The 20715-nt window shown below is 64.0% G+C and carries 22 protein-coding genes and 2 tRNA genes; 14 read left to right on the top strand and 10 right to left on the bottom strand.

Annotated elements, in window-relative coordinates; translation table 11 throughout:
- Window positions 1–2: 2 nt before the first annotated feature.
- The 3 genes from GRX03_RS03670 to GRX03_RS03680 all read right to left on the bottom strand — a co-directional run bounded on the left by GRX03_RS03670 (window position 3) and on the right by GRX03_RS03680 (window position 1525).
- The gene (locus tag GRX03_RS03670; protein WP_201289167.1) at window positions 3–437 is read right to left on the bottom strand and encodes a universal stress protein; all 435 of its coding nucleotides are present in this window, start codon (window positions 435–437) and stop codon (window positions 3–5) included.
- Window positions 438–709: 272 nt separating this feature from the next.
- A tRNA-Ser gene (locus tag GRX03_RS03675) sits at window positions 710–794 on the bottom strand.
- Window positions 795–841: 47 nt separating this feature from the next.
- Window positions 842–1525 (bottom strand): hypothetical protein, encoded by a 684-nt coding sequence (locus tag GRX03_RS03680; protein WP_159762811.1) that lies wholly within the window; start codon window positions 1523–1525, stop codon window positions 842–844.
- Between the two features lie 259 nt (window positions 1526–1784).
- Between GRX03_RS03680 and GRX03_RS03685 the strand changes: the two genes are divergently transcribed.
- The 8 genes from GRX03_RS03685 to GRX03_RS03720 all read left to right on the top strand — a co-directional run bounded on the left by GRX03_RS03685 (window position 1785) and on the right by GRX03_RS03720 (window position 9050).
- Entirely contained in the window at window positions 1785–4070 is a 2286-nt protein-coding gene (locus GRX03_RS03685; protein WP_159762812.1) for a type II/IV secretion system ATPase subunit, read from the top strand.
- A complete protein-coding gene (locus tag GRX03_RS03690) occupies window positions 4070–5965 on the top strand; it encodes a type II secretion system F family protein (RefSeq protein ID WP_159762813.1) in 1896 nt (631 codons plus the stop codon). Before GRX03_RS03685 ends, GRX03_RS03690 begins: the two co-directional genes overlap by 1 nt.
- Window positions 5965–6678 carry a DUF7289 family protein gene (locus GRX03_RS03695; RefSeq protein WP_233739776.1) on the top strand — a complete coding sequence of 238 codons (714 nt, stop codon included), beginning with the start codon at window positions 5965–5967 and terminating at the stop codon, window positions 6676–6678. Before GRX03_RS03690 ends, GRX03_RS03695 begins: the two co-directional genes overlap by 1 nt.
- Window positions 6671–7132, top strand: a complete 462-nt coding sequence (locus tag GRX03_RS03700) for a DUF7266 family protein (RefSeq protein ID WP_159762815.1) — start codon at window positions 6671–6673, stop codon at window positions 7130–7132. Before GRX03_RS03695 ends, GRX03_RS03700 begins: the two co-directional genes overlap by 8 nt.
- The gene (locus GRX03_RS03705; RefSeq protein WP_159762816.1) at window positions 7129–7800 is read left to right on the top strand and encodes a DUF7263 family protein; all 672 of its coding nucleotides are present in this window, start codon (window positions 7129–7131) and stop codon (window positions 7798–7800) included. The genes GRX03_RS03700 and GRX03_RS03705 overlap by 4 nt, the downstream gene beginning before the upstream one ends.
- Window positions 7793–8203, top strand: coding sequence for a DUF7262 family protein (locus GRX03_RS03710; protein ID WP_159762817.1), 411 nt, complete (start codon window positions 7793–7795; stop codon window positions 8201–8203). Before GRX03_RS03705 ends, GRX03_RS03710 begins: the two co-directional genes overlap by 8 nt.
- Complete coding sequence (locus GRX03_RS03715; RefSeq protein ID WP_233739777.1) at window positions 8200–8730, top strand: DUF7261 family protein; 531 nt, start codon at window positions 8200–8202, stop codon at window positions 8728–8730. The genes GRX03_RS03710 and GRX03_RS03715 overlap by 4 nt, the downstream gene beginning before the upstream one ends.
- A gap of 89 nt (window positions 8731–8819) precedes the next feature.
- Window positions 8820–9050, top strand: a complete 231-nt coding sequence (locus tag GRX03_RS03720) for a helix-turn-helix domain-containing protein (protein ID WP_159762818.1) — start codon at window positions 8820–8822, stop codon at window positions 9048–9050.
- 1 nt (window position 9051) lies between these two features.
- On the opposite strand, the gene GRX03_RS03725 is transcribed toward GRX03_RS03720, so the two are convergent.
- Both GRX03_RS03725 and GRX03_RS03730 read right to left on the bottom strand, forming a co-directional pair.
- Window positions 9052–9594 (bottom strand): hypothetical protein, encoded by a 543-nt coding sequence (locus tag GRX03_RS03725; RefSeq protein WP_159762819.1) that lies wholly within the window; start codon window positions 9592–9594, stop codon window positions 9052–9054.
- Complete coding sequence (locus GRX03_RS03730) at window positions 9591–10355, bottom strand: nucleotide-binding protein (protein ID WP_159762820.1); 765 nt, start codon at window positions 10353–10355, stop codon at window positions 9591–9593. Before GRX03_RS03730 ends, GRX03_RS03725 begins: the two co-directional genes overlap by 4 nt.
- A 1113-nt stretch (window positions 10356–11468) precedes the next feature.
- Here GRX03_RS03730 and GRX03_RS03735 point away from each other — a divergent pair.
- The 4 genes from GRX03_RS03735 to ftsZ all read left to right on the top strand — a co-directional run bounded on the left by GRX03_RS03735 (window position 11469) and on the right by ftsZ (window position 13928).
- Window positions 11469–11542: transfer RNA gene (locus tag GRX03_RS03735), tRNA-Tyr, on the top strand.
- Window positions 11543–11670: 128 nt separating this feature from the next.
- On the top strand, window positions 11671–12294 hold the full coding sequence (locus GRX03_RS03740; protein ID WP_159762821.1) for a double zinc ribbon domain-containing protein: 624 nt from the start codon (window positions 11671–11673) through the stop codon (window positions 12292–12294).
- Between the two features lie 231 nt (window positions 12295–12525).
- Window positions 12526–12738 (top strand): ribbon-helix-helix domain-containing protein, encoded by a 213-nt coding sequence (locus GRX03_RS03745; RefSeq protein WP_159762822.1) that lies wholly within the window; start codon window positions 12526–12528, stop codon window positions 12736–12738.
- Between the two features lie 2 nt (window positions 12739–12740).
- Complete coding sequence (gene ftsZ / locus GRX03_RS03750; RefSeq protein WP_159762823.1) at window positions 12741–13928, top strand: cell division protein FtsZ; 1188 nt, start codon at window positions 12741–12743, stop codon at window positions 13926–13928.
- A gap of 159 nt (window positions 13929–14087) precedes the next feature.
- On the opposite strand, the gene ncsA is transcribed toward ftsZ, so the two are convergent.
- Window positions 14088–15068, bottom strand: a complete 981-nt coding sequence (ncsA, locus tag GRX03_RS03755; RefSeq protein WP_159762824.1) for a tRNA 2-thiolation protein NcsA — start codon at window positions 15066–15068, stop codon at window positions 14088–14090.
- Between the two features lie 88 nt (window positions 15069–15156).
- Here ncsA and GRX03_RS03760 point away from each other — a divergent pair, with 88 nt between their 5' ends.
- Window positions 15157–15810 carry a DUF7095 family protein gene (locus GRX03_RS03760; RefSeq protein ID WP_159762825.1) on the top strand — a complete coding sequence of 218 codons (654 nt, stop codon included), beginning with the start codon at window positions 15157–15159 and terminating at the stop codon, window positions 15808–15810.
- On the opposite strand, the gene GRX03_RS03765 is transcribed toward GRX03_RS03760, so the two are convergent.
- Entirely contained in the window at window positions 15807–16595 is a 789-nt protein-coding gene (locus tag GRX03_RS03765; protein WP_368277944.1) for a class I SAM-dependent methyltransferase, read from the bottom strand. The two genes, GRX03_RS03760 and GRX03_RS03765, sit on opposite strands and share 4 nt — an antisense overlap.
- Window positions 16596–16628: 33 nt before the next feature.
- Window positions 16629–17147 carry a winged helix-turn-helix domain-containing protein gene (locus GRX03_RS03770; RefSeq protein ID WP_201289168.1) on the bottom strand — a complete coding sequence of 173 codons (519 nt, stop codon included), beginning with the start codon at window positions 17145–17147 and terminating at the stop codon, window positions 16629–16631.
- Window positions 17148–17315: 168 nt separating this feature from the next.
- Between GRX03_RS03770 and GRX03_RS03775 the strand changes: the two genes are divergently transcribed.
- A complete protein-coding gene (locus GRX03_RS03775; RefSeq protein ID WP_159762826.1) occupies window positions 17316–19211 on the top strand; it encodes a S9 family peptidase in 1896 nt (631 codons plus the stop codon).
- A gap of 33 nt (window positions 19212–19244) precedes the next feature.
- Here the strand turns inward: GRX03_RS03775 and GRX03_RS03780 are convergent, their stop codons facing one another.
- On the bottom strand, window positions 19245–19754 hold the full coding sequence (locus GRX03_RS03780; protein ID WP_159762827.1) for a phosphate-starvation-inducible PsiE family protein: 510 nt from the start codon (window positions 19752–19754) through the stop codon (window positions 19245–19247).
- A gap of 132 nt (window positions 19755–19886) precedes the next feature.
- Window positions 19887–20714 carry a deoxyribonuclease IV gene (locus tag GRX03_RS03785; RefSeq protein WP_159762828.1) on the bottom strand — a complete coding sequence of 276 codons (828 nt, stop codon included), beginning with the start codon at window positions 20712–20714 and terminating at the stop codon, window positions 19887–19889.
- Window position 20715 lies beyond the last annotated feature (1 nt).

Genomic DNA, 20715 nt, shown 5'->3' on the forward strand with positions numbered 1-20715 from the left:
GGTTACTCGGACTGCCGGACGATCAACACGTCGTACGCCGAATCCGCGGTCACCGTCGAGGCGACACTGGAGACGTTCGAGACGATGCGTCCGGCGTTCTCGCTTCCGAGGACGACCAGTCGGGCGTCACGATCCTTGGCGAACTCCCGGATCTTGCTGGCGATCTGGCCGGGTTGGGCGTACCGGCCCGTGACCACGTACTCGAAGGTCGCGTCCGGATCGATCTCCCGTATCTCTTCGCGTAGCCGACGTACGACCTCTTCCGGGTCGAAAGACTCGCCCTCGCCCAACCACCCGCGCTCGCGTGCGTAGCGGTCGTTTCCGTTCGGGATCACCGTGACGGCGATGACCGTCTCCGTACGGTCTGTAAACTCGTCGGCGCGGCGCAGCGCGGCCCGTGACCGTGGGCTGCTGTCGTAGGGAACGACGACTGTCACACGACAGCGTAGCGTGTGCTGTCATGTAGCTCGTTCGGTGAGACGCGCCGAGGGGGAGATCTGAACTACGCCGAGACGGTTTTCTCGCGGCGCTCGAAACTGCGACTTCCCTCGTTCAAATTCCTTGGCTGTCGCTCACACCTCACTGCGTTCGAGGAAAAGCGCCGAGGAGGAGATTTGAACTACGCCGAGACGTGCTCGTTCCTGTGCGCGTCTCGTCTCATTCAAATCTCCGCGTTTGTCGTTTACCTCTCACTGCGTTCGAGGAAAAGCGCCGAGGAGGAGATTTGAACTCCTGAGTCCTTACGGAGACCTGCTCTCGAAGCAGGCGCCTTGGCCAGGCTAGGCTACCTCGGCTCGTTCGTGATTATCCGGTGGCTGTTGTTATCCGTTTCGATTCGAGATCACGACTCGAACCGCTCGCGGACCTCCGCCTTCGCGTCTTCGATGACCGCCCGCTCCGCCCGAGACATCGCCCGCATCGCCTCGTCCGTGTACTCCACGTCGAAGGTCGACCCACCGAACATCCCGCCGATGCCGCCGAGAATCTCCTCGGGGTCGATGGTCGCGACCATCTCGAACGCGTCGCGGTGGGCTTCGAGCGGGCCGGTAAAGGCGAAGTGTTCCTCGACGAGTTCGGTAGCCGTCGCTCGATCCAGTTCGGCCCGCGCGGCCGCCCAGAAGTCGTCCTCCTCGGCGGCGACGAGTCCACGAACGGCCTCCCCGAGCCGTCGGTGTCGTTCGAGCAGTTCGTTTTCGACCTCCTCGTGCCGCCGTGTGGACAGGTCCTCCCGGATGTTGCCCGCGAACGGCCCGGCCGCGAGAATCTCTTCCCTGTAGGCGTCGATGTCGTCGCCGGACTCGACCCAGTCGAGGATCACCTCGAACTGGTCGAGCGTCTCCTGTCTGTACTCCCGTAGTTCCGGTTCGACTATCTTCTCCTGTAACACGTCAGATTCGCCGAGAAACTGATCGAGCGCCCCGCTGTTCCCGCCGATCACGGCGGAGATGCTGAACTCCGCGGCCGTCTGTTCGATGGCGTCGCTGACGAACCGAGTGAACCCCTCCTCGACTGCCGCTCTGGTCATACCCGTTGGTCCGGCCGCGTTCCTGTTGTACCTGACGACCGACCAGACGACCTGATCCGACGCCGGTACCGCTCCGGGGGAGACGCGACCGCGGCCGCTGGTGCTCTCGCGCCCGCCGGCCGACCTCTCTGTGTACGCAGTGTACCCCCGGAGTCTCCACGGTCATCTGCCGTCTCGTTCTTTTCCGAGAGCGAGGCGAATTATATACGATTTCCAATGGTGATATTTATATACGAAGGAGCGGCCAACTCCCCCGAAGATGAGTTCCGGTGACGTTTCGATTCCGTGCGATACCGACGGACGGCACACGGTGCCGCCGCCGCTCGCCCCGGACGATCCGGAGGCGTGGTACGCAGAGGATGTCCAGAGCCAGTACGAGGTCCACCCGGGCGTCGTCGTTACGATCGCTCGCGACGGAACCGAGTTCCGGTACGACGTTCGAGAACCGGCGCTCCCGCCCGGTGACCGCGACCAACTGGAGCGCATGCTCGAACACTTCAGCGAGGCCCGTCTCCAGCGCCCGCTAACACGGGAGGGTGCCGTCGAGGCGATGGACGACGGCTTCGCACAGAAACACGAGACCGTTCTCGACCGACTGCTCGACTGTTCGGCGAAGGCCCGCCAGCGGATCGGCTACCACGCGCTCGCGGAGTTGGCCTGTCTCTCCGATCTGACGCCGTACGCCTTAGACGACCGGATCGAGGTCGCTGACACCGACGAGGACGGAATCGTCGTTCACACGACCGACTACGCCCCCGCGGTGACCGACCTCCCGAACGATCCCGACTACCTCGACCGCTTCGCCAGCGAGCGCATCGAGCGGTACACTGTCGACTTCCACGACTTCGAGATTCCGGTCATCCGGTACCGGACGAACCTGCTCGGCGACGATCCGTTCAGCATCAAGTACGCGGTCCGCGAACCCGACCTCCTCCCCGGAGACGAACAACTCATCGCGGAGTGCAAAGAGCGGATCTGGGAGACTGCCGTCGACGGCATTATCGACGACGAGCGCGCGTTCGTCCGCGACCGGGCGGCGGAGTTGCTCGCACGCAGGCTCCGGCGGCGTGACACGCGGGCGTGGCTCGACGCCCTCGACCATCGGCTCAGGTCCGCACTCGCGGAGTACGGACTCACCGTTCCGCCGGTCGACCGCGAGTACGACGAGAACCGCCTCGAAGATCTGGTCTACTACGTGCTGCGGGATTACGTCGCCTACGGGAAACTGACGATACCGATTCGGGACCCCCGGCTGGAGGATATCGAGGCCAACCGCGTCGGCGAACGGATCAAGGTCGTCCCGCGGGACCGGGCGGCCGAACGCGTCCCGACGAATCTCGCCTTCGAGGACGAACAGGAGTTCGTCAACGTCGTTACCCAACTCGCGGCCGCCGACGGCATGGAACTCAACGCCACGAGGCCGAGCGCGAAGGTCAACCTCAGCCCCGACGGCATCGAGGAGACGATCCGCTGTGCGGTCGCGCTGCCGACGATCAGCGAGGACGGCCCGCACATCTCGATCCGCAAACAGGCGAGCGACGCGCTCACGCCCGTCGATCTCGTCGAGCGCAACAGCATCCCCACGGAACTAGTCGCTCTGCTGTGGCTCTGTTACGAACACCACCGGATCGTCCTCTTCTCGGGACCGACCGGCGTCGGCAAGACGACGCTTCTGAACGCCCACATGCCCTTTATTCCGTTCGAGGATCGCCCGATCAGCATCGACGAGGGCTCCCGGGAGGTTCGCCTGCCACACGAGACCGGCGTCTCGCTGACGACCCGCGACCACGAGAGCGAGCACAAGCGGGTCACGATGGCGGATCTGATGACCGAGTGCAACTACCTCAACCCGGATGTGGAGGTCATCGCGGAGATCAACACGAGCGCGAGTTTTCAGACCTTCGCGGAGTCGATCAACACGGGCCACGGGATTCTCGGGACGACACACGCGACCGACATCGAATCGCTGGTCAACCGGGCCGTCGAGCAGGGCCTGCCCCCGTACCTTCTCCGCGAGGTGGATCTCGTCGTCTTCCCGCGGAAGGTCGACGGTGAGCGCTACGTCGGGGAGGTCGTCGAACTCCTCGACGAGGAGTCGTTCCGCGCGCTCGACCGTGATGAGGGCTGTGGCGTCGTCAGGAAAGACGGCGGCTCGGTCTACTGGAACCGAGTCGCTCAGCGCACTCCCGACGGGACGTTCACGGTCGCCTACGACCACCCCGACCTCGGCGACGACCAGACGAACTGCCAGATCCAGACGCTGGCTCGGATCGCGGACCTGACCGACCGGGAACGTTCGGCGGTCGAGGCCGAGTTCCACCGCAAGCACCGGTACGTCGAGCATATGGTCCAGGAGGGAATCGACGAATTCGAGGGGCTCTTCGAGTTACTTGCCGACCTCCAGACGAACGAGGCGGCCACGGTCGAACGGCTGCGCCGCCAGGCCGACGGCGACCAGCGACGGCCCGGCTCGGATGGTATCTCTGCCGGGCGGACGGGCGGTGATCGATACAGCGGCTCCCCGGCCTCCCGGGAGGTGGACTGATGTCGGTCGATCACTCGTCGCGACGCCTCGGGACGGTCGACAAGGGGCTGTACGCACTGTTTTCCCGGCACGCGGACAGCCCAAGCCACGACCGTGACCGACAGCGCTACCGCTCGACCGGGCTGACGACGAGCTTCGAGGTCTTTATCGCCCGTCTCTACGGCCTCGGATGGCTCGCCGGTATCGCCGTCTCGGTCCTCGCCTTCGCCGGAACGAGCGTCCTTCCGCCGTCGCTGATCGAGGGGATCTTCGGTTTTTTCGGTCGCGGGTTACCGATCATCAACCAGTTGTCGCTCCCGTCGTTCGGGCAGGCGTCACTCGCCGCCGTCGTCTCACTGGCAGCCGGCGGGCTCGCTCGGTGGCTCGTGATCCGGGCGGGCGGCTGGTATCTGAGCCGACTCGCTGCCGCCCGCCGCGACGGCATCGAGCGAACGCTCCCCGGCGCAGTCCGGTACATGCGGGTGCTGGCCTCGGGGAACAGCGACACCCGGGAACTGCTCGCTCGGGTCGCGGAACAGGAGGCATACGGCGCGACCGCAGACTCACTCCAGGATGCTCTCAATCGCGCCGCCCTCGCCGGCAGCCTCGACGAGGGGCTGTCGCTGGTCGCGCGCGACACTCCGTCCCGAGACGGTCTCGCTCCGTTCCTGCTGAAACTCAGCGAGCACGCCTCGCAGGGAAGCGACTCCCTCGAAAGCTACCTGCGGATGGAGAGCCGTCTGCTCTCGCACAAGCAGGAACGAGCCCACCAGCGGGCCACCGGCTACCTCGAACTCCTCGCGGAACTGTTCGTCGTCGTGCTCATCTTTCCGGCGCTGATGGTGCTCATTTTGACCGTCGCCGGTGTCCTCTCTCCCGGACTGAGCGAACCGGTCGCGACTCCGTTCGGCCGGACGACCGTTCGGGGGGTGATCTTTGCCGCCAGCCTCCTATTCGTGCTAGTCGCCGGTCTCGGCGGGGCGTGGGCTGTGAGTGCGCTCCGGCCGACCGATCACGCGACTCCGAGCTACGAACGCCCCGAGGGAGTAGTCGCTGTCGTCAGGACGGCGGGTCAGAACCCGGCGAGCGCGGCGCTTGTCTGTCTCCTCCCCGCGGCTGCTGTTGTATCTGTCCTCACCGTCCTCGGATACGGGATCGCGAACACGCTGCTGCTTGGCTACGTCGCCTACAGCATCCCGGTCGGAGTCGTCTCGGTCCGCCGCGCTCGGATTGACGACGCCAAAGACCGCGAGATCCGGGACTTCGTCCACGCGATCAGCGGCCACGTCAGCCTCGGCCGACCGTTCCCCGATGCCGTCCAGCGCGTCGCCCGAGAGGTCGACCTCGGACCCCTGCAGTCCGACGTGGAGGCGCTGGCGTTCAACCTCAGCCTGACGACGGGGACTGCGGACGGCGACGACGTGCGCGCGGCGGCGCTGGATCGGTTCGTCGCCCGGATCGGGACACCGCTGGCCTCACAGACTGTCGGACTGGTCGTCGGAGCGCTCGAAGCCGGCAGCGACACGGAGAACGTCTTCGAGACGCTGGAGACGGAGATCGGCCGGCTGTACCACGAACGCAAGACCCTGCGTTCGCGGATGCTCGTCTACGCGGCCGTCGGCTGGACGACTGCCCTGCTGGTCGTCGGAATCATCGTCGCGGTCAACCTGACGGTCCTCGACAGTTTCTCACAGCTCTCTGGGGTCGCCGGCTCCTCCTCGGAGATGGCACTCGACCCGTCGGCCGTCCAGCCTGCTCGCGATCGGTTTCGGTTCTATCTGATCGCACAGGCGACCGTCATGGCCTGTGGCTGGTTCGCCGGGGTCGCGAGCCGCGGCAAGTACGAGGCGCTGTTGCACTCCGGCGGATTAGTCGCGATCACCTACCTCGTCTTCACCGGGCTGGGGGTGGCATGATGCGGGCGCAGTCACACGTCGTCGGCGTCGCGTTGATGCTCGGCATCGCCGTGCTGGCGCTCGGCACGCTCACCGCTGGGGTGGGCACGCTCATCGACTCCCAGACCGCCGATGCGGACGCGCAACGCGTCGCCGAGGGGTTCGACCGCGCGATTCAGGGCGTCGAACGCACCGGCACGCACAGCCACGACCTGTCTTTCACGGGCGGACAGCTGCACACCGTCGACCGGACGATGCGAGTCCTGAACAACGGCACAGTCGTCGCCAGTGTCGAGGCCGACGCGCTCGTCTACGAACGCGGTGACAGACGAGTACTCTCACTGGCGGGGGCTGTCGTCCGCGACCAGGACGGCAACACGTTTCTCACTGGTACTCCCCCCATCACACACTCCGAGCGGACCGACGTCCTGCTCGTGGGCGCGCCGAAACTGAACGCCAGCCGCTTCTCTCTCAGCGGCGGTGACGGCGTGACGGCGACACTCCGAACGAACGTCTCTCACGAGCGTCGGGACCTCGGGACCGGCGAGTTCAGTGTCGCGATCGAGACGGACTCGCCCGATCCGTTCCGGCGCTTTTTCGCCGAGCAGGGGGCGACCGTCGAGAGTCGGACGTTCGCCGGCGACGAGGTCGCAAGCGTCGTCGCGACCTACCCCGGTGTCCGACAGGGGTATCTCGTCGTCCACGATCTTCGACTGGAGGTGACCCATGGATAGCAGCAGAATCGCTGCCGACGAACGCGGGATGACATCCGTGGTCGGCAAGACACTCGTCATCGGCATCGTCCTCCTGTACGTCGGCGGCATGACGACGCTGCTGCTCGGTGGTGTCGTGCCGGAGTACCGGAGCACCGCGGGAGCCGAACTTGGTGACCGCGTCCTCGCAACGGCGGGTGGTGCTATCGAACAATCCGTTTCGGAGGTGAACGGGACAGTCCGCACGAACCGGAGTGTCGACCTTCCGTCGACGATCCGCGGTCGACACTACGAACTCGAACTAGCCGGTACCCGACTCCGTCTCCGCCATCCGGATCCGGCCATCGAGGGCGAACTCTCACTCGCGCTCCCACCGACGATGTCGACCACGAACGCGACGTGGCGTAGCGGAACCGACCTCCAGATACGGGTCAGCGGTCCCCGACAGAACCGCACCCTCACGATCGATTCATGAGAGCACAAACGGAGCTACCAGCGGTCGCGATTGCACTGGTCCTGCTGACGAGCGTGTTCGTCCTCAGTCTCGGTGCGGCCGACTCGGCGCTGTCGAGTGCCGACCGGCCGGCTCTCGAACGGCAGGCGGCTGTCAGCCTCTCCGAGGCACTGACTGCACCCGGTGCTCACGTGACACGGAGAGCGAGCGTTCTCGACAACCGGACCGTTGCGAACCTCAGCGTCGAGGATCTCGAAACGAGATACGGGGCCAGTCCCGACACCGATGTCCGGATCCGGCTCGGGGGCGAGACGCTAATCGAGTCCGGCGATCCGACCGGGGGGACATCGATCACGCGGCTGGTCGTCGTCGAACGTCGAACACGGAACAGACTCGTCCCGACCTTCGCGGATAACCGAACGGTGACGCTTCCGCAGCGGGCAACCGCCCCGGTGGTCGACATCGACCCGCCACGGCAGACGACCGTCCGTCGCGTGTACGCAGACGAACAGATACTACTGGAAAACAGAAGCGGGATCGAGGGGGTCAACAAGCTCTCGCTGTCCCGGTTCGAGACCGAACAGCTCCGGTTCGAGGCGATTGGACCGCTTCCGAAGGGATCGGTCGAAATCACTCACGACCGGATCGAGACCGAAAAGACGACTCTCGAGGTGACTGTCGATGCGTAGAGGACAGGCCACGATCACCGCAATCGAGGCCGGGATCGGAGTCTTGCTGCTCCTCGCACTCACGCTCCTGTTCGCGCTCGGCTCCCCGGGCGGCTCCGATTCCGCGACCCAGGCACAACTGGACGCGTACGCCGAGGACACAGCCACCATTCTCGCACAGGAACAGCCCCGCCACGCCGACCAGACGCGGCTGGCGGAGGTGACGGCTTCCGGTGCCGCGTTCGAGCGGGAAGCGCCGGCACTCGAACGCCGTATCGAGGCCATTCTCCCCGAGAACGTCTTCTTTCGCCTCGACACGCCGTACGGACGTATCGGCCACCCGCTTCCCGCAAACGTCCAGACCGGGACGACGACTGTCACGACGGTGAACGGCCCCGTTACCCTCGAGGTGTGGTACGCATGAAACCAACTTGGTCAAGCCAAGCTAACGAACGTGGGCAGACCGTCGTGCTTGCGGCTGTCGTGCTGGCGGTCGCACTGGTTCCGATCATCGCCGCCTATCTCCAACTCGGCTACGGCGGCGAGACCCCCGCCGGTATCGACGACCCGCAACGAGACGCGCATCGACTGCTCGAACGTACTGTCCAGGAGGAGACACACGATATTCCCGCGACGTACTCCTGGAGTGAGCGCCGAGACGCGGCTGAACGGGTTCGTGTGCGGCTTGCACCGACTGTCGAACAGATCAGGCGGGGATCACTCCCCGACGGTGTCACACACCGGTTGCGGTACAACGAGAGCCGCGGAGTTCGCTGGGCGGCCGAGCGCTGTCCGCGCGGGCCGAACCGACAGTTCGGTCCCTGCGAGTCTATCGATGGAATCGTGGTTCAGGAGCGCGGCGACCGGACACACGTGCTCGCCGTTGCCGTCGACCTCTCGACGACGACGCCTGATGGCGACTACAACCTCACGACTGTGGTCAGACCGTAACCGATGTCCTTCTGCTCTCCGAGAACCGGCTGTTTCCGGCTTGCCGACATGTGGGAAAAGCTAAGTAAATTCGGTGTCTCGTGGCAACTATGAGCAAGCAAGGGAGAGACACCGAGTTCGAGTTGGAGGATGTCACTGCCGTCTTCGAGGAGCGCGACGACTACGCCGAACCGCTCACCGCGACAGAGATCGCCGACCGGCTCGGCTGTTCACGACGAACAGCCCTGAACAAACTTCACCGACTGGAAGAGAACACCGACCTCACGAGCAAGAAAGTCGGCGGTCGAAGTCGCGTCTGGTGGATTCCCGTCCACGTCTGAGTCACTCGACGGGGAGGTTCCACTCGTCGGCCCGAGACTCGGCTTCGGACTGTGCGCGGTCCCGGATCGCCTCGATCTGTTGTTCGTTTTCGAGAAACGCTTCGACTGCCGCTAGACTGTCCCGACCGTTCGACTCCGATTCGAGTCGGTCGTTCGGTGCCCGCTGTCGTGTCCGTTCGATTAGCTGTTGATCGCCGCCGAGCACCCGGGCTGGCATCTCGGGTGGCACGCGCGCTGACTCGCTCTCGTGAATCCGGTCGAGTGCCGACTCCTCGAGTTCGTACAGACCGAGGCGGTACGGTCCGCTGCTGGCGATTTCCGTCAACGCGTCTGTCCCGCTGGCGTCGGGCGCCGTGTGGTAGGCGGCGACGGGGACCCCGTCGACGAAGGTGACGACCCCGACACGATCCGCGCTCAACAGCAGCGTCTCCTGCGGTTCGAGACGTGCGTACCCCGTCAGCCTCCGGTCGAGGGCACCGGTTAGCACAGTTTCGGGCGAACTGAGCACCCGCTGGCGCAGGAGTCGTCCCTGTGGCAGATTCATAACTCCGGGATGACGGCGTTACGAAACCGATCAGCGACGGTCCCTTCCTCGCCGTCTCGGACGGTCAGCGAGTCCGTCGCGTTCCGATAGGACCGGGCTGCCTCCGATTCGGGAGCGTATGCGAGAAGCGGCTGACTCGCCCGCCTCGCCTCTCTGACCTCCTCACTTTCCGGGATACTCGCCAAGATTTCACCCTCGAAGTACTGCTGTGCCTTGTCGCTGACGCGGTCGATCCCCTCGTCCTGCGTGACCCGGTTGAACAGCACGCCGGCGATTCCGGTTCCGTACGTCGTCGCGTACTCCTGCACCTTGAGTCCGTCCGAGATTGCCGGAATTGTCGGCTGCACGACGATCACGACCCGATCAGCGAGGACGATTGGCAACACCGCGCTCCGACTGCCGAGCGTCGCTGCCGAGTCGAGTAAGATCACGTCGGTCTGTTCTGCGACCGTCGCGACGACCTCACGAAGCCGCGCGGGATCTGCCTCCCGGAAACCCGACAGCGACGTCCCGCAGGGAATCACGTCCATCCCGAACCGCTCGTAGATCGCCGCCTCGACCGGTTCGTCCCCGCCCAGAACCTCGTGAAGGGTCGTCTCTCGGTCGGACAGGCCGGTGTGAAAGAGTAGGTTCGCCATGCCGGTATCCGCGTCGATCACCGTCACGTCGTAGTCGTCGGCCAGAGCCATCCCGAGTGCCAGCGTGCTCGTCGTCTTCCCGGTTCCGCCCTTGCCGCTGGCCACAGCGAACACCTCTACCATACACCCAGAGGTGTGCCTGTATCCACATATAAACACTCGGATTCACTCGGTAGTTAGTCAACTGGCCTTCCCGATAAAATGAAAATCGCACCCGCAACCGTGGCCGACCCGTGCGGGTACGGTGGTCGGGTGGTCCGTCACTCCTGGACCCATCTGGAGCAACGGATGTCGAAACTCCCACAGACAGGGCAACTGTGATGCTGGACCTCGAATCCTGTCTCGCAGGCGAGACAGACGTAGGGCTGAGGCTTCTCCGCCTGTCTCGACAGCCCTGACATCTCTTTTGCCCTATCGATGACGCCCATCACGACCACACCAGCACCGTGGGGTTGAACGGGCATAAAAAGGTGAGATAGTTTACGTCATTTTTTGGCCCTGCCGTCTGGCGATCTTCCGGATTCAGGACAGGCGTTCACACTGTCTACTGCGCCTCGAACACGACTCCGGGAACGGTCCAGCCTCGATCTATTCTCTCGCGGACCGATTTATATGAGAATATACGACCATTGATCGGTTTCAGCCGCGGCTCGGACGTAGAGTAATAAAATATATTATGTGTCTGGTGCTTGACTAACACGTTGACTATCCGAGACATCTATGACATATATGAAAACGTATGTGTTTAGCAGTATCTTGTTTTCCGTGGTCGGATAGTGACTCCGGTGACGGGCCGACGCGAACCGCCACCATCGACGCGCCCAGGACCTGCCGACCAGCGGTGGATTCGCGAACCCGAGTAGAGTCTGCACACGCGCCAGCGGCCCGGCGGTGGCCCATGGACCAGTAGTTCCCCCTTCGAGGGTAGTGAGTCACTCGTGGAGGTAGGTGTCACCCGTGACCAGTGTACCGACACCGCTCGCGCGCGGGTGCTCCGATAGGACACCTTCTGGTGCAGCAGCCGAACTCGTTCCCCTCGAAACCGGGGTAATCTCACCTGCGGTTATCTCGCTCCGCTCCCATTTCATTCTGTAACATCACTCGCGAGCACACGACTCGTCTGCTCGAACCTGTGTGGACTTGTCAGTTGTCACGTTCGTCCGACAGAACACATCTGTCCTCCCCGGTCGAATGCATAATGGTTAAGTCGCATAGCCATCCTACACTCTGATGCGACCGCCCTTAGCTCAGACTGGTAGAGCAGTCGACTGTAGATCGACTTGTCCCCCGTTCAAATCGGGGAGGGCGGACTGCTTCTCCACGGACCATCACGGTGAGCGGCAAGCAGGTCGAATCGGGGAGTTCACACCGGAGTCTGACGCCTGTCAGACATCCAGGGAAGATTGAAATAGGTAGGGTGAATACCTCCGACAACTCGATGAGCAAGATCACGTTCCGGGCTGACGACGAGCTCATCACACAACTCGAGGAGTTCGACGCCTCGAAAAGTGAAGTCATGCGTCGAGCGCTTCGGGAGTATCTCGAAACCCACGGCGACGACGAGACTGTCGTGACCGAGCCCACCGACGACTCCGACGGCTCCGAGGACTCTCCCGAGGGGAGCCTCGACGACTTGGTCGCTGACCGCGTCGATGCGATCATCGCAGACCGGCTCGATAACGTGTTTACGCCCGCGCAGCCACAGGACGTGAACGTAAACATCTCCGTAGAGGGCCAAGCTGCGCCGCGTAGCCCTGATCCCGACGCGGAGGTAAACACATCCGTGGAGTCGTCACACGCCTCGTCAAACGATGTGTCACACGAGGCCGCCGAGAGTAAGACGGGTGTAGACGACACCGAAAACGCGCGTGTACAACACAGTACGACGTGCGCCAAATGCGGCGAAAATGTAGAGCCCTCCCACGTTTACTGCCCGAACTGCGGTGAGAAAACATCCCACCGAGTGTTCTGCGAATGCGGTGACGAGATCAGATCTGACTGGTCGCACTGCCCCAGTTGTGGCAGGCGAACCCCCGCAGCAGACGTTCTTGATCAATCATGAACGCCTGTAAACGCACGGTAGAGGCTGTTTACTCGGGTAAACGCTCGAATGTCTTACGCTGACCGGTACTTTTATTACCTTCTGGTCTGTGGTTAGGTTTGCGTAAGACGGTCGTCTTACACAGTATGGGTCGTCGTGTGCGGCCCGCCGCATTCAGGCGGTTTCGCTGTGTAAGACGGGTGGGCGGGCCGTAAACTCCGCCCCGTCTTACCACAGGGGAAACTAACAACCATGGAGCGTGTGACACTGCGGATTCCGAAACAGCAGATCGAAGAGGTAGAGCAGATGGTCGAAACCGGCGAGTATCCGAACCGGAGCGAGGCGATTCGCTCGGCGGTGCGAGAGATGCTCGCAGAGCAGGAGACCGGCAAGGAACGACCGTCGGAAAAACGCAAACGGCGCAACAGCCAGCGGAAGAAAGACCGCTCGTGGGCGAAGGTGTAACGATGCAGGATATCGTTAACGAGGCCCTCGAACGCGACGAGCAGGAACAACAGCAGATGGACGACGTCGACGGCTTCGGCGATCCGCGGATCGTCATCGTCGGCGCGGGTGGCGCTGGCAACAACACCGTCAACCGACTGTACAACATCGGTGTCGACGGCGCCGAAACCATCGCGATCAACACCGACAAACAGCACCTGAAGATGATCGAAGCCGACACGAAGATCCTCGTCGGCAAATCCCTGACCAACGGCCTCGGTGCTGGTGGCGACCCGTCGATGGGCGAGCGTGCCACCGAGATGGCTCAGGGGACGATCAAGGAAGTCCTCGGTGACGCCGATCTGGTCTTCGTCACCGCGGGCATGGGCGGCGGAACCGGGACCGGTGCCGCGCCGGTCGTCTCGAAGATCGCAAAGGAACAGGGTGCCATCGTCGTCGGGATGGTTTCGACGCCGTTCAACGTCGAACGCGCCCGGACGGTCAAAGCCGAGGAAGGACTCGAACGGCTCCGGGACGAAGCCGATTCGATCATCGTGCTCGACAACAATCGGCTGCTCGATTACGTCCCGAACCTGCCGATTGGCAAGGCCTTCTCGGTGATGGACCAGATCATCGCCGAGACGGTCAAGGGGATCTCCGAGACGATCACCCAGCCGTCGCTGATCAACCTCGACTACGCGGATATGACCTCGATCATGAACCAGGGCGGTGTCGCGGTGATGCTGGTCGGGGAGACACAGGACAAGAACAAGACCGAGGAGGTCGTCAAGGATGCGATGAACCACCCGTTGCTGGATGTCGACTACCGCGGCGCGAGCGGCGGACTGGTCCACATCACCGGCGGTCCCGATCTCACGCTGCAGGAGGCCGAGGGGATCGCCCAGAACATCACCGACCGCCTCGAAGCGAGCGCGAACGTCATCTGGGGCGCCCGAATCCAGGAGGAGTACAAGGGCAAGGTGCGGGTCATGGCGATCATGACCGGCGTCAAAAGCGCCCAGGTGCTCGGTCCGACGACCCAGAAACAGGCGGACAAGTCCCGCCAGGCGATCCAGGGCGTCGACGAGAACGACGACGCTTTCGACGCGGCCAACAACTTCCAGCAGTCCAACCAGGAGTTCGGTGAGACTGACGGCGGCCGCGAAGAAGTGGAGACGAAAAACGGACTCGACGTCGTCCGGACCGAGTAACGGTCCCGTCGTCTTCGGTCGGTATTTTCCGTTTTTTCACTGCCCGACAGTGTGGCAACTCTTCGTCGCGGCGTCTCTGACGACGGACACACAGCTGTCTGACGATGTCGACACACCGTGAGACAAGCGCCAGAGAGTCAGTCGGGGTTCGAGCGTCGATCAGACCGCTTCGAGCGTTTCAAGCAGATCGCACTTTCGACAGAACTCCCCGGTCGTCGGACTGCCGCAGTTGTCGCACTCGTCGAGATCGGGCGTCCCGTCTCGGTACTCCGCCGACGCCAGTCCGGCGAGTTCCTCGTAGCCGGACATGATCGAGTGCCGCGTGCCGGGATGTCTCTCTTCGAGTTCGTACAGTAGTTCCTGTACCTCCCCACGGAAGGCTTCGTCCGCGTGGGGACACTCCGTCATGTGCGCGGGAAGATCCTGCAGGTGTGCGTACAGCGCGACCTCTTTCTCGGGAATATCTCGCAGCGGTTTTGCACGTGGAATAAAGTCGTCCGACTCCCCCCGCGTTCGGCTCGCGTCGGCCCCCTCGAACGGGCCGATACTGGAGTCGAACTGTTGTGACATCTTTCTGATATCGCCCTCGAAGAAATTCATCAGCGCCGTCTCGGCTTCGTCATCGAGATTGTGACCAGTCAGCAGTTTGTCAGCGCCGAACTCCTCGGCGTAGGTGGAGAGGATATCCCGTCGGAAGACCCCGCAGTACGCACAGGCCGCCATATTGTTCGGATCCTCCTCGACGACGTCGTCCATCTCGACGCCGAACTCCTCGGCGTAGGAGACCGTCTCGTGACGGACGTCCAGGTCGTCGGTCAGTTCCTCGCAGGCCTCGAGGCTCTTGTCGCGGTACTCGTCGATGCCCTCGTGAATCGACAGCGCGATCAGTTCCACGCGGGGGTCCTTCGCGAAGGTGTCGTGGAGAATCTGCGTGAGCACTACGCTGTCTTTGCCACCTGAGAGGCCGATCACCCACGTCTCGGGGTCTTCGACGGTCGCGTCGTCGGGAAGCAAGTTGTCCTCGCGAACACGACTGCGAACTCGCTTTTCCACCGAGGCACAGAAGTGTTCCTCACACATGTGCAGCCCGGAGTATGCCGCGTGCATGACCGCCTCGCTCGGACACTTATCGCACTCCATTACCGCGGGGTAATCGACCGCGCCCGTTGACCCTTTCGACTCCCCGCTTTCCATCACCGTTTTGACTCCGTATCCGCTACTGCGCACAATGGAACAGTGGGACCGAGAGGCGGCCGTCGACCGGGTGGAACGACTCGTTGAGACGGTCGAAGACGAGCAGATGCCGGTGCCAGTCCGGGAAATCTGGGTCTACGGCGACGTGGCGCTCGGGCTGGATCCGGTCGAACGCCTCGATATCTATCTGACCAAAGACATCCTGCTGCACGACGACGCGGACCGAGAAGCCCACTTCCGCGAGGAGTACGGCATCGAGAGCGTCGGCAAGACCGTCCGGGCGGAGTGGGCCGAAACCCACCCCGAGTATCTCCGCGCGACCGCCGGCGGTCACGCCGCCCCCGAGAAGTGTCTGGCGGCGCATCTGCTCGAAGACGACGAGCCGATCCATCTGGAGGTCTGCAACGCCAGTTTCGAGGACAACGTCAGGCAGCGACTCCAGGGTGCGCTGGCACGGGAGAACTACGGGGAGATTATCGATCCCCGCGGCGTCTGTCTGTGGATGGAGGGGACTCGTTCGTCCGAAGCCGTCGAGAAACTCCGCGCCGGCGAGTTCGTCTTTCCGACGCTTCCGGAGGCACTGGAGATGCTCGGTGCGGACGCAGACACCGCCGAGGAGGCCGCCGATGTTCTCGCGGGCTCTCGTAAGCAACAGGTCGGCAGTTCCGTCCGGGGCGACGTGATCTAATCGACGCGCCCGACAGTGACGTAGAAGGGTACGGTCTCGGTCCGCCGGTACGTCGCGTCCTGTAGCTGGTCGACCGCTTCGCGGCCGATTGCCCGCCACTGTTCGCGCAGCGCGTCGAACTCCTCGGGTGTGGTATCGCCCGCGAGAATCGTTTCCCGGTCGGTGTCGATTCCCGCGCCGCTGGCTTTCCGCCGGATCGATTCCAGCGCCTGTTCGGAGTACGGCGGTTCGGTGACCCGTCTGTGGTCGTATCGCTCGACGGCGACCACGTCCAGCCCCGCCGCCGCGAACAACTCGCTGGCTTCACCCATCGTCACGTCCGTGTCCACGCCCTCGAAGTACAGCGTCCGCGCGCGCTCGGCCAGTTCGGATTCCCCGTCGACGGTCGACTCGACCGTGACGGCGCTGTTGTCGGGTTCGATGACCGCGACCAGATCTTCCGAGACACGGGCGAACTCCTCGAGTGCCTCGACCGGGTCGGGGAGATTCACCAGCAGCGCCTGACAGACCACGAGATCGAACGCACCCGTCCGGAACGGCAACCGCGTGGCGTCTCCGAGCGCCCGCGGCGGATCGACGTGCCCGAGCAACTCCCTGTCGGCGTCGACCGCGACTACCTCGCCGCTCGTCTCCGCTCTGAGCACGCGTGTCAGCTCTCCGGTTCCGGCCCCGACGTCGAGCACTCGCCGGCGCGTATCGAGTCCCAGGTCGGCCAGCGCACTCCGGGAGTCCTCCCACATTCCCGCTCGGGTCGTCTTCAGATACTCGGCAGTGAACCGGCGCACAGCCGTCGTTGGCGGCTGCTCGGTAAAAAAGATTCAGAACAGATCGCGCAGTGAATCCGTCTCCGCCGCCAGCGCCCTGCTCAGTTCCGCCCCCGGCGCGGCGTCGTCCTCCGCTTCGAGTCCGGCCGCGACCGGTTCGGGGAGATCCGGGCGTGGTGCGTCCTCGTGGCGTCGGATCCGCTCGGTCTTGGCCGTCTGCTCGTGAACGGCCTGCAACATCGGAATCCCCCGGAGGTACTCGAACCGATCCAGCAGGAGGACGCCGCGCTCGGTGAATCCGTAGAACGTCCCCGGCAGGTCCCGCCTGTGTCTCCCCTCGTCGAGGTCGTACGTCTCGACCAGCCCGAACTCCTCCAGTTGGCCTAGCTGATCGAGCACCGCCGACTCGCTTTTCTGCGTGTAGTACGCCAGTTCGGCCAGCGACGGGAGGTGAGCGGGGTGGCCGAGAATCGTCTGGATGATCCTGTGACGGGTCTCCTGTGCGAACACCGCGTGTAGCTGTCGCTGGCTCTCGAACGGCGAGAGATGCTCTCCGGGCGGGATCTCTTCCATACGTCTCCTCTCCCGGCCAGCGGTTTATACTTTGTCTGTCCAACTTGGACAAACCAAGTTAACCGGCGAGCATCCTCTGACCGGTCGCCGTGTCGACTCCACGGGGCGTTCCGTGCCGAGAAACGCGCACGTGGGTTTTTAGATCCTCCTGCCCGTTAGTGTGGGAGGATGTCCGATCAGGAAGATCTTGACGTACTCGAAGAGTTGGCCAGTCTGCCGACGCTCGTCCACCCGACAGCGTCGCCGGACGGCGACGAAGTCGCGGCCTACTACGATATCACCGGCCGGAACGAACTCCACGTGATCGACGCCGACACCGGCGAGCGCGAACAGTGGAGCGACGGGGAGGTTCCGCGCAACGCCCGCTGGTACGTCGAGTGGGGGGCCGACGGGGAGCGCGTGTACTTCCACCTCGACGACGGCGGCAACGAACAGAACGACCTCTACGCGCTGGACAGAGAGGGCAACGCCGAACCGGTCGTCGAGATGGACGGCCAGGTCGCCCTCCAGTCGGTCGGTGACGACGGTGAGACGCTGATCGTCGGGTCGAGCCGCGACGGCCAGATGAACCTCTACCGGCACGACCTCCCGACGGGCGAGACGACGAAGATCACCGATTACGAACGCGCCGCCGGCAGCGCACAGCTCTCCCCGGACTGTGAACGCGTCGCCTACGCCACCAACGAGAGTGACGACTTCGACAACCGCGACGTCTACATCGCCGACGTGGACGGCTCGAACCCGCGAAACCTCGAAATCGGCGACGACGGCGCCGAGAGCGAGCCGGTCGACTGGAGCCCCGACGGCGACCGCTTGCTCGTCGGGGACAACACCGCAGACCTCGGCCGGATCGGCGTCTACGACCTCGAGGCCGACGACGTTCGCTGGCTCGGCGACGGCGAATACGAGGAGGCCCCCGAGGCCTTCCTCCCCGGCGGCGACCGCGTGATCGGGACGCGCCAGCGCACCGCCGAGAGCATCCCGGTCGTCTACGACCTCGACACCGGCGAAGCGACCGAGTTCGACCTGCCGGAAGGAGTTGCGGACTTCGGAATGGCCGGCGACGCGGTCCTCGACGAGAACCGTGTCGTCCTGACGCACACCACTCCCACGACACGGCCGGAACTGCTCGCGTACAACGTCGACACCCACGAGACGGAGACGCTCGTCGAACCGGAGTACGGCCCGTTCTCCCCGGAGGACTTCGCCGACGCGGAATATTTCCGGATCGAGTCCGACGGCGTGCCGGAGTCCCCGCAGGCGGCGATCGAGCACGACCCCTACGAGACTCTGGAGATCGAAGCCATGCTGTACGACTCCGGCGTCCGACCGTCCGGGCTGATCGTCAACCCCCACGGCGGTCCGCGCGCCCGGGACACGAAGTCGTTCGACCTCTACACGCAGGTGCTGGTCTCGCTGGGCTTCTCCGTCCTGCAGGTGAACTACCGCGGCTCCACGGGCCGCGGCCGCGAGTTCGTCGAGGAGTTGATCGACGACTGGGGCGGCGCGGAGCAGGGTGACGTGGCGATCGCCGCCGAACACGTCCTCGAAGAGTACGACTGGCTCGACGAGGACCGGGTCATCGTCTTCGGCGGCTCCTACGGCGGCTACTCGGCGTACTGGCAGCTACTGCAGTACCCGGATCTCTACGACGCCGGCGTGGCCTGGATCGGCGTGACCGACCTGCACGACATGTTCGAGAACACGATGCCGCACTTCCGGACGGAACTCCTGGAGAAGTACCTCAGCACGCCCGAGGAGAATCCGGAGTTGTACGAGCAGCGGTCGCCGGTGACACACGTCGACAACCTGGACGCGCCGCTTTTCATCGTCCACGGGGTCAACGACCGTCGGGTTCCGGTCTCCCAGGCCCGGATCTTCCGGGACGCCCTCGAAGACGCGGGCTACGAGGAGGGCGACGAGACGGGAACAGACGGCGACTACGAGTACCGCGAACTCGGCGAGGAGGGCCACGCCTCCTCGGATCAACAGCAGAAACTCCGGATGTTCGAGTTGCTCGCTGACTTCCTCGACAGACGAGTCGGCACCGACCGGGGACTCTAGATCTCGCCGGGCGCTGTAACTGCGCTCTCTTGCTCAGGATCCACTCGTCGTGTCGGTCCCGTAGACGCGCTCTGCGAACAACAGCGCGACCAGCGCGAAGATGATAACCGCGTAGGAACTGGCGGCGAACATGGCATCCTGTAGGGTATCGTACTCGCCGGTGCGGAAGATAATCGCTTTCCGGACCATCGCGATTACCCCGGTGTAGATGACCAGCCGAACGATCCGCCGGGTATCGCTCTCCTCGACGTAGGCCAGGACCGTCTGGTAGACTTCGACGATGATCAAAAGCAGCAGGCCGGTGTCGATGAACCCGATGACGACGAGCGGGTCGGTGATCTGTCCGCTCCGGGTAGCCTCCAGGATCTGCAGGGTCAGATCGGCGACGCCGATAGCGAACAGCACGGCGAAGACCGTCGCGGCGGCCAACTCGATTGCGCGGACGAAGCCGTTGACGGCCAGAGTGTATCGCTCCGAGAGTGCGTGCATGAACGCCGGTTCGGCCATTCCCGGCTCCTCCGCGGTCTGCTCGTCACTCGCCATTGCTCCAACCGTGAACTCTCCGCGGGCGCGCTTGGTAACTCATCTATCCATTGATTGGGCTTCTCCCCCATAATCTGTGGGGTGGCTATCACGTCGAGCAGCGACTGCCAGGTGACCGGTCCGTGGTACGCGTCACTCGCGCAGTTCGTGTACCCGGTCGATGTTCCACTCGTAGCTCTTGCCGTCCTCCGTCGGCGTCTCCAACACGAGCGGCACGTCACGGATCGCTTCGTGGTTGATGAACGCGCGCATCCCGGACTCGCCGATCTTCCCTTCGCCGATGTGTGCGTGTTCGTCTTTGTTGGTCCCGCAGTCGTGTTTCGAGTCGTTCAGGTGGACGTACGCGAGGTTTTCGAGCCCGACCACGTCGTCGAACTCGGCGAGAGACTCCTCGACCCCCTCTGGCGTCGAGAGGTCGTAGCCGGCGGCGAAGGCGTGTGCCGTGTCCAGACAGACCTCGATGTCGGCGTCCGTGCGCTCGATCACGCCCGCGAGGTGCTCGAACTCGCCGCCGAGTTTGGTGCCGCTGCCGGCGTCGGACTCGATCAACAGCGTCACGTCGTCGGGAATCGACAGCGAGTCGATGACGGTCGCGGCGTTGTCGAGACCGCCCTCGACGCCGGCGCCGGTGTGCGCCCCCAGGTGGACGTTGACGTACTCGATGCCCAACCGGTCGGCGGCGTCGAGTTCGGCCTGCATGCTGGAGCGGGACTTCTCTCTGAGGTCCTCTTTCGGCGTCGCGAGATTGACGAGATACGCCGAGTGGATGACCCAGGGACCGACCCCCGCGTCGGTCGATTCGTCGACGAACCGGTCGGCCTCGTCGTCCTCGATCGACGGTTCCTGCCAGACCTGCGGCGAGGTGGTGAAAATCTGTCCGCAGTTGCCGCCGACGTCGATCTGTCGCTGTACTGCGTTGTCGACTCCGCCCGCCACCGAGACGTGTGCGCCTACCTGCATA

The sequence above is a fragment of the Halovenus carboxidivorans genome (assembly GCF_009831575.1).
GTDB lineage: Archaea > Halobacteriota > Halobacteria > Halobacteriales > Haloarculaceae > Halovenus > Halovenus carboxidivorans.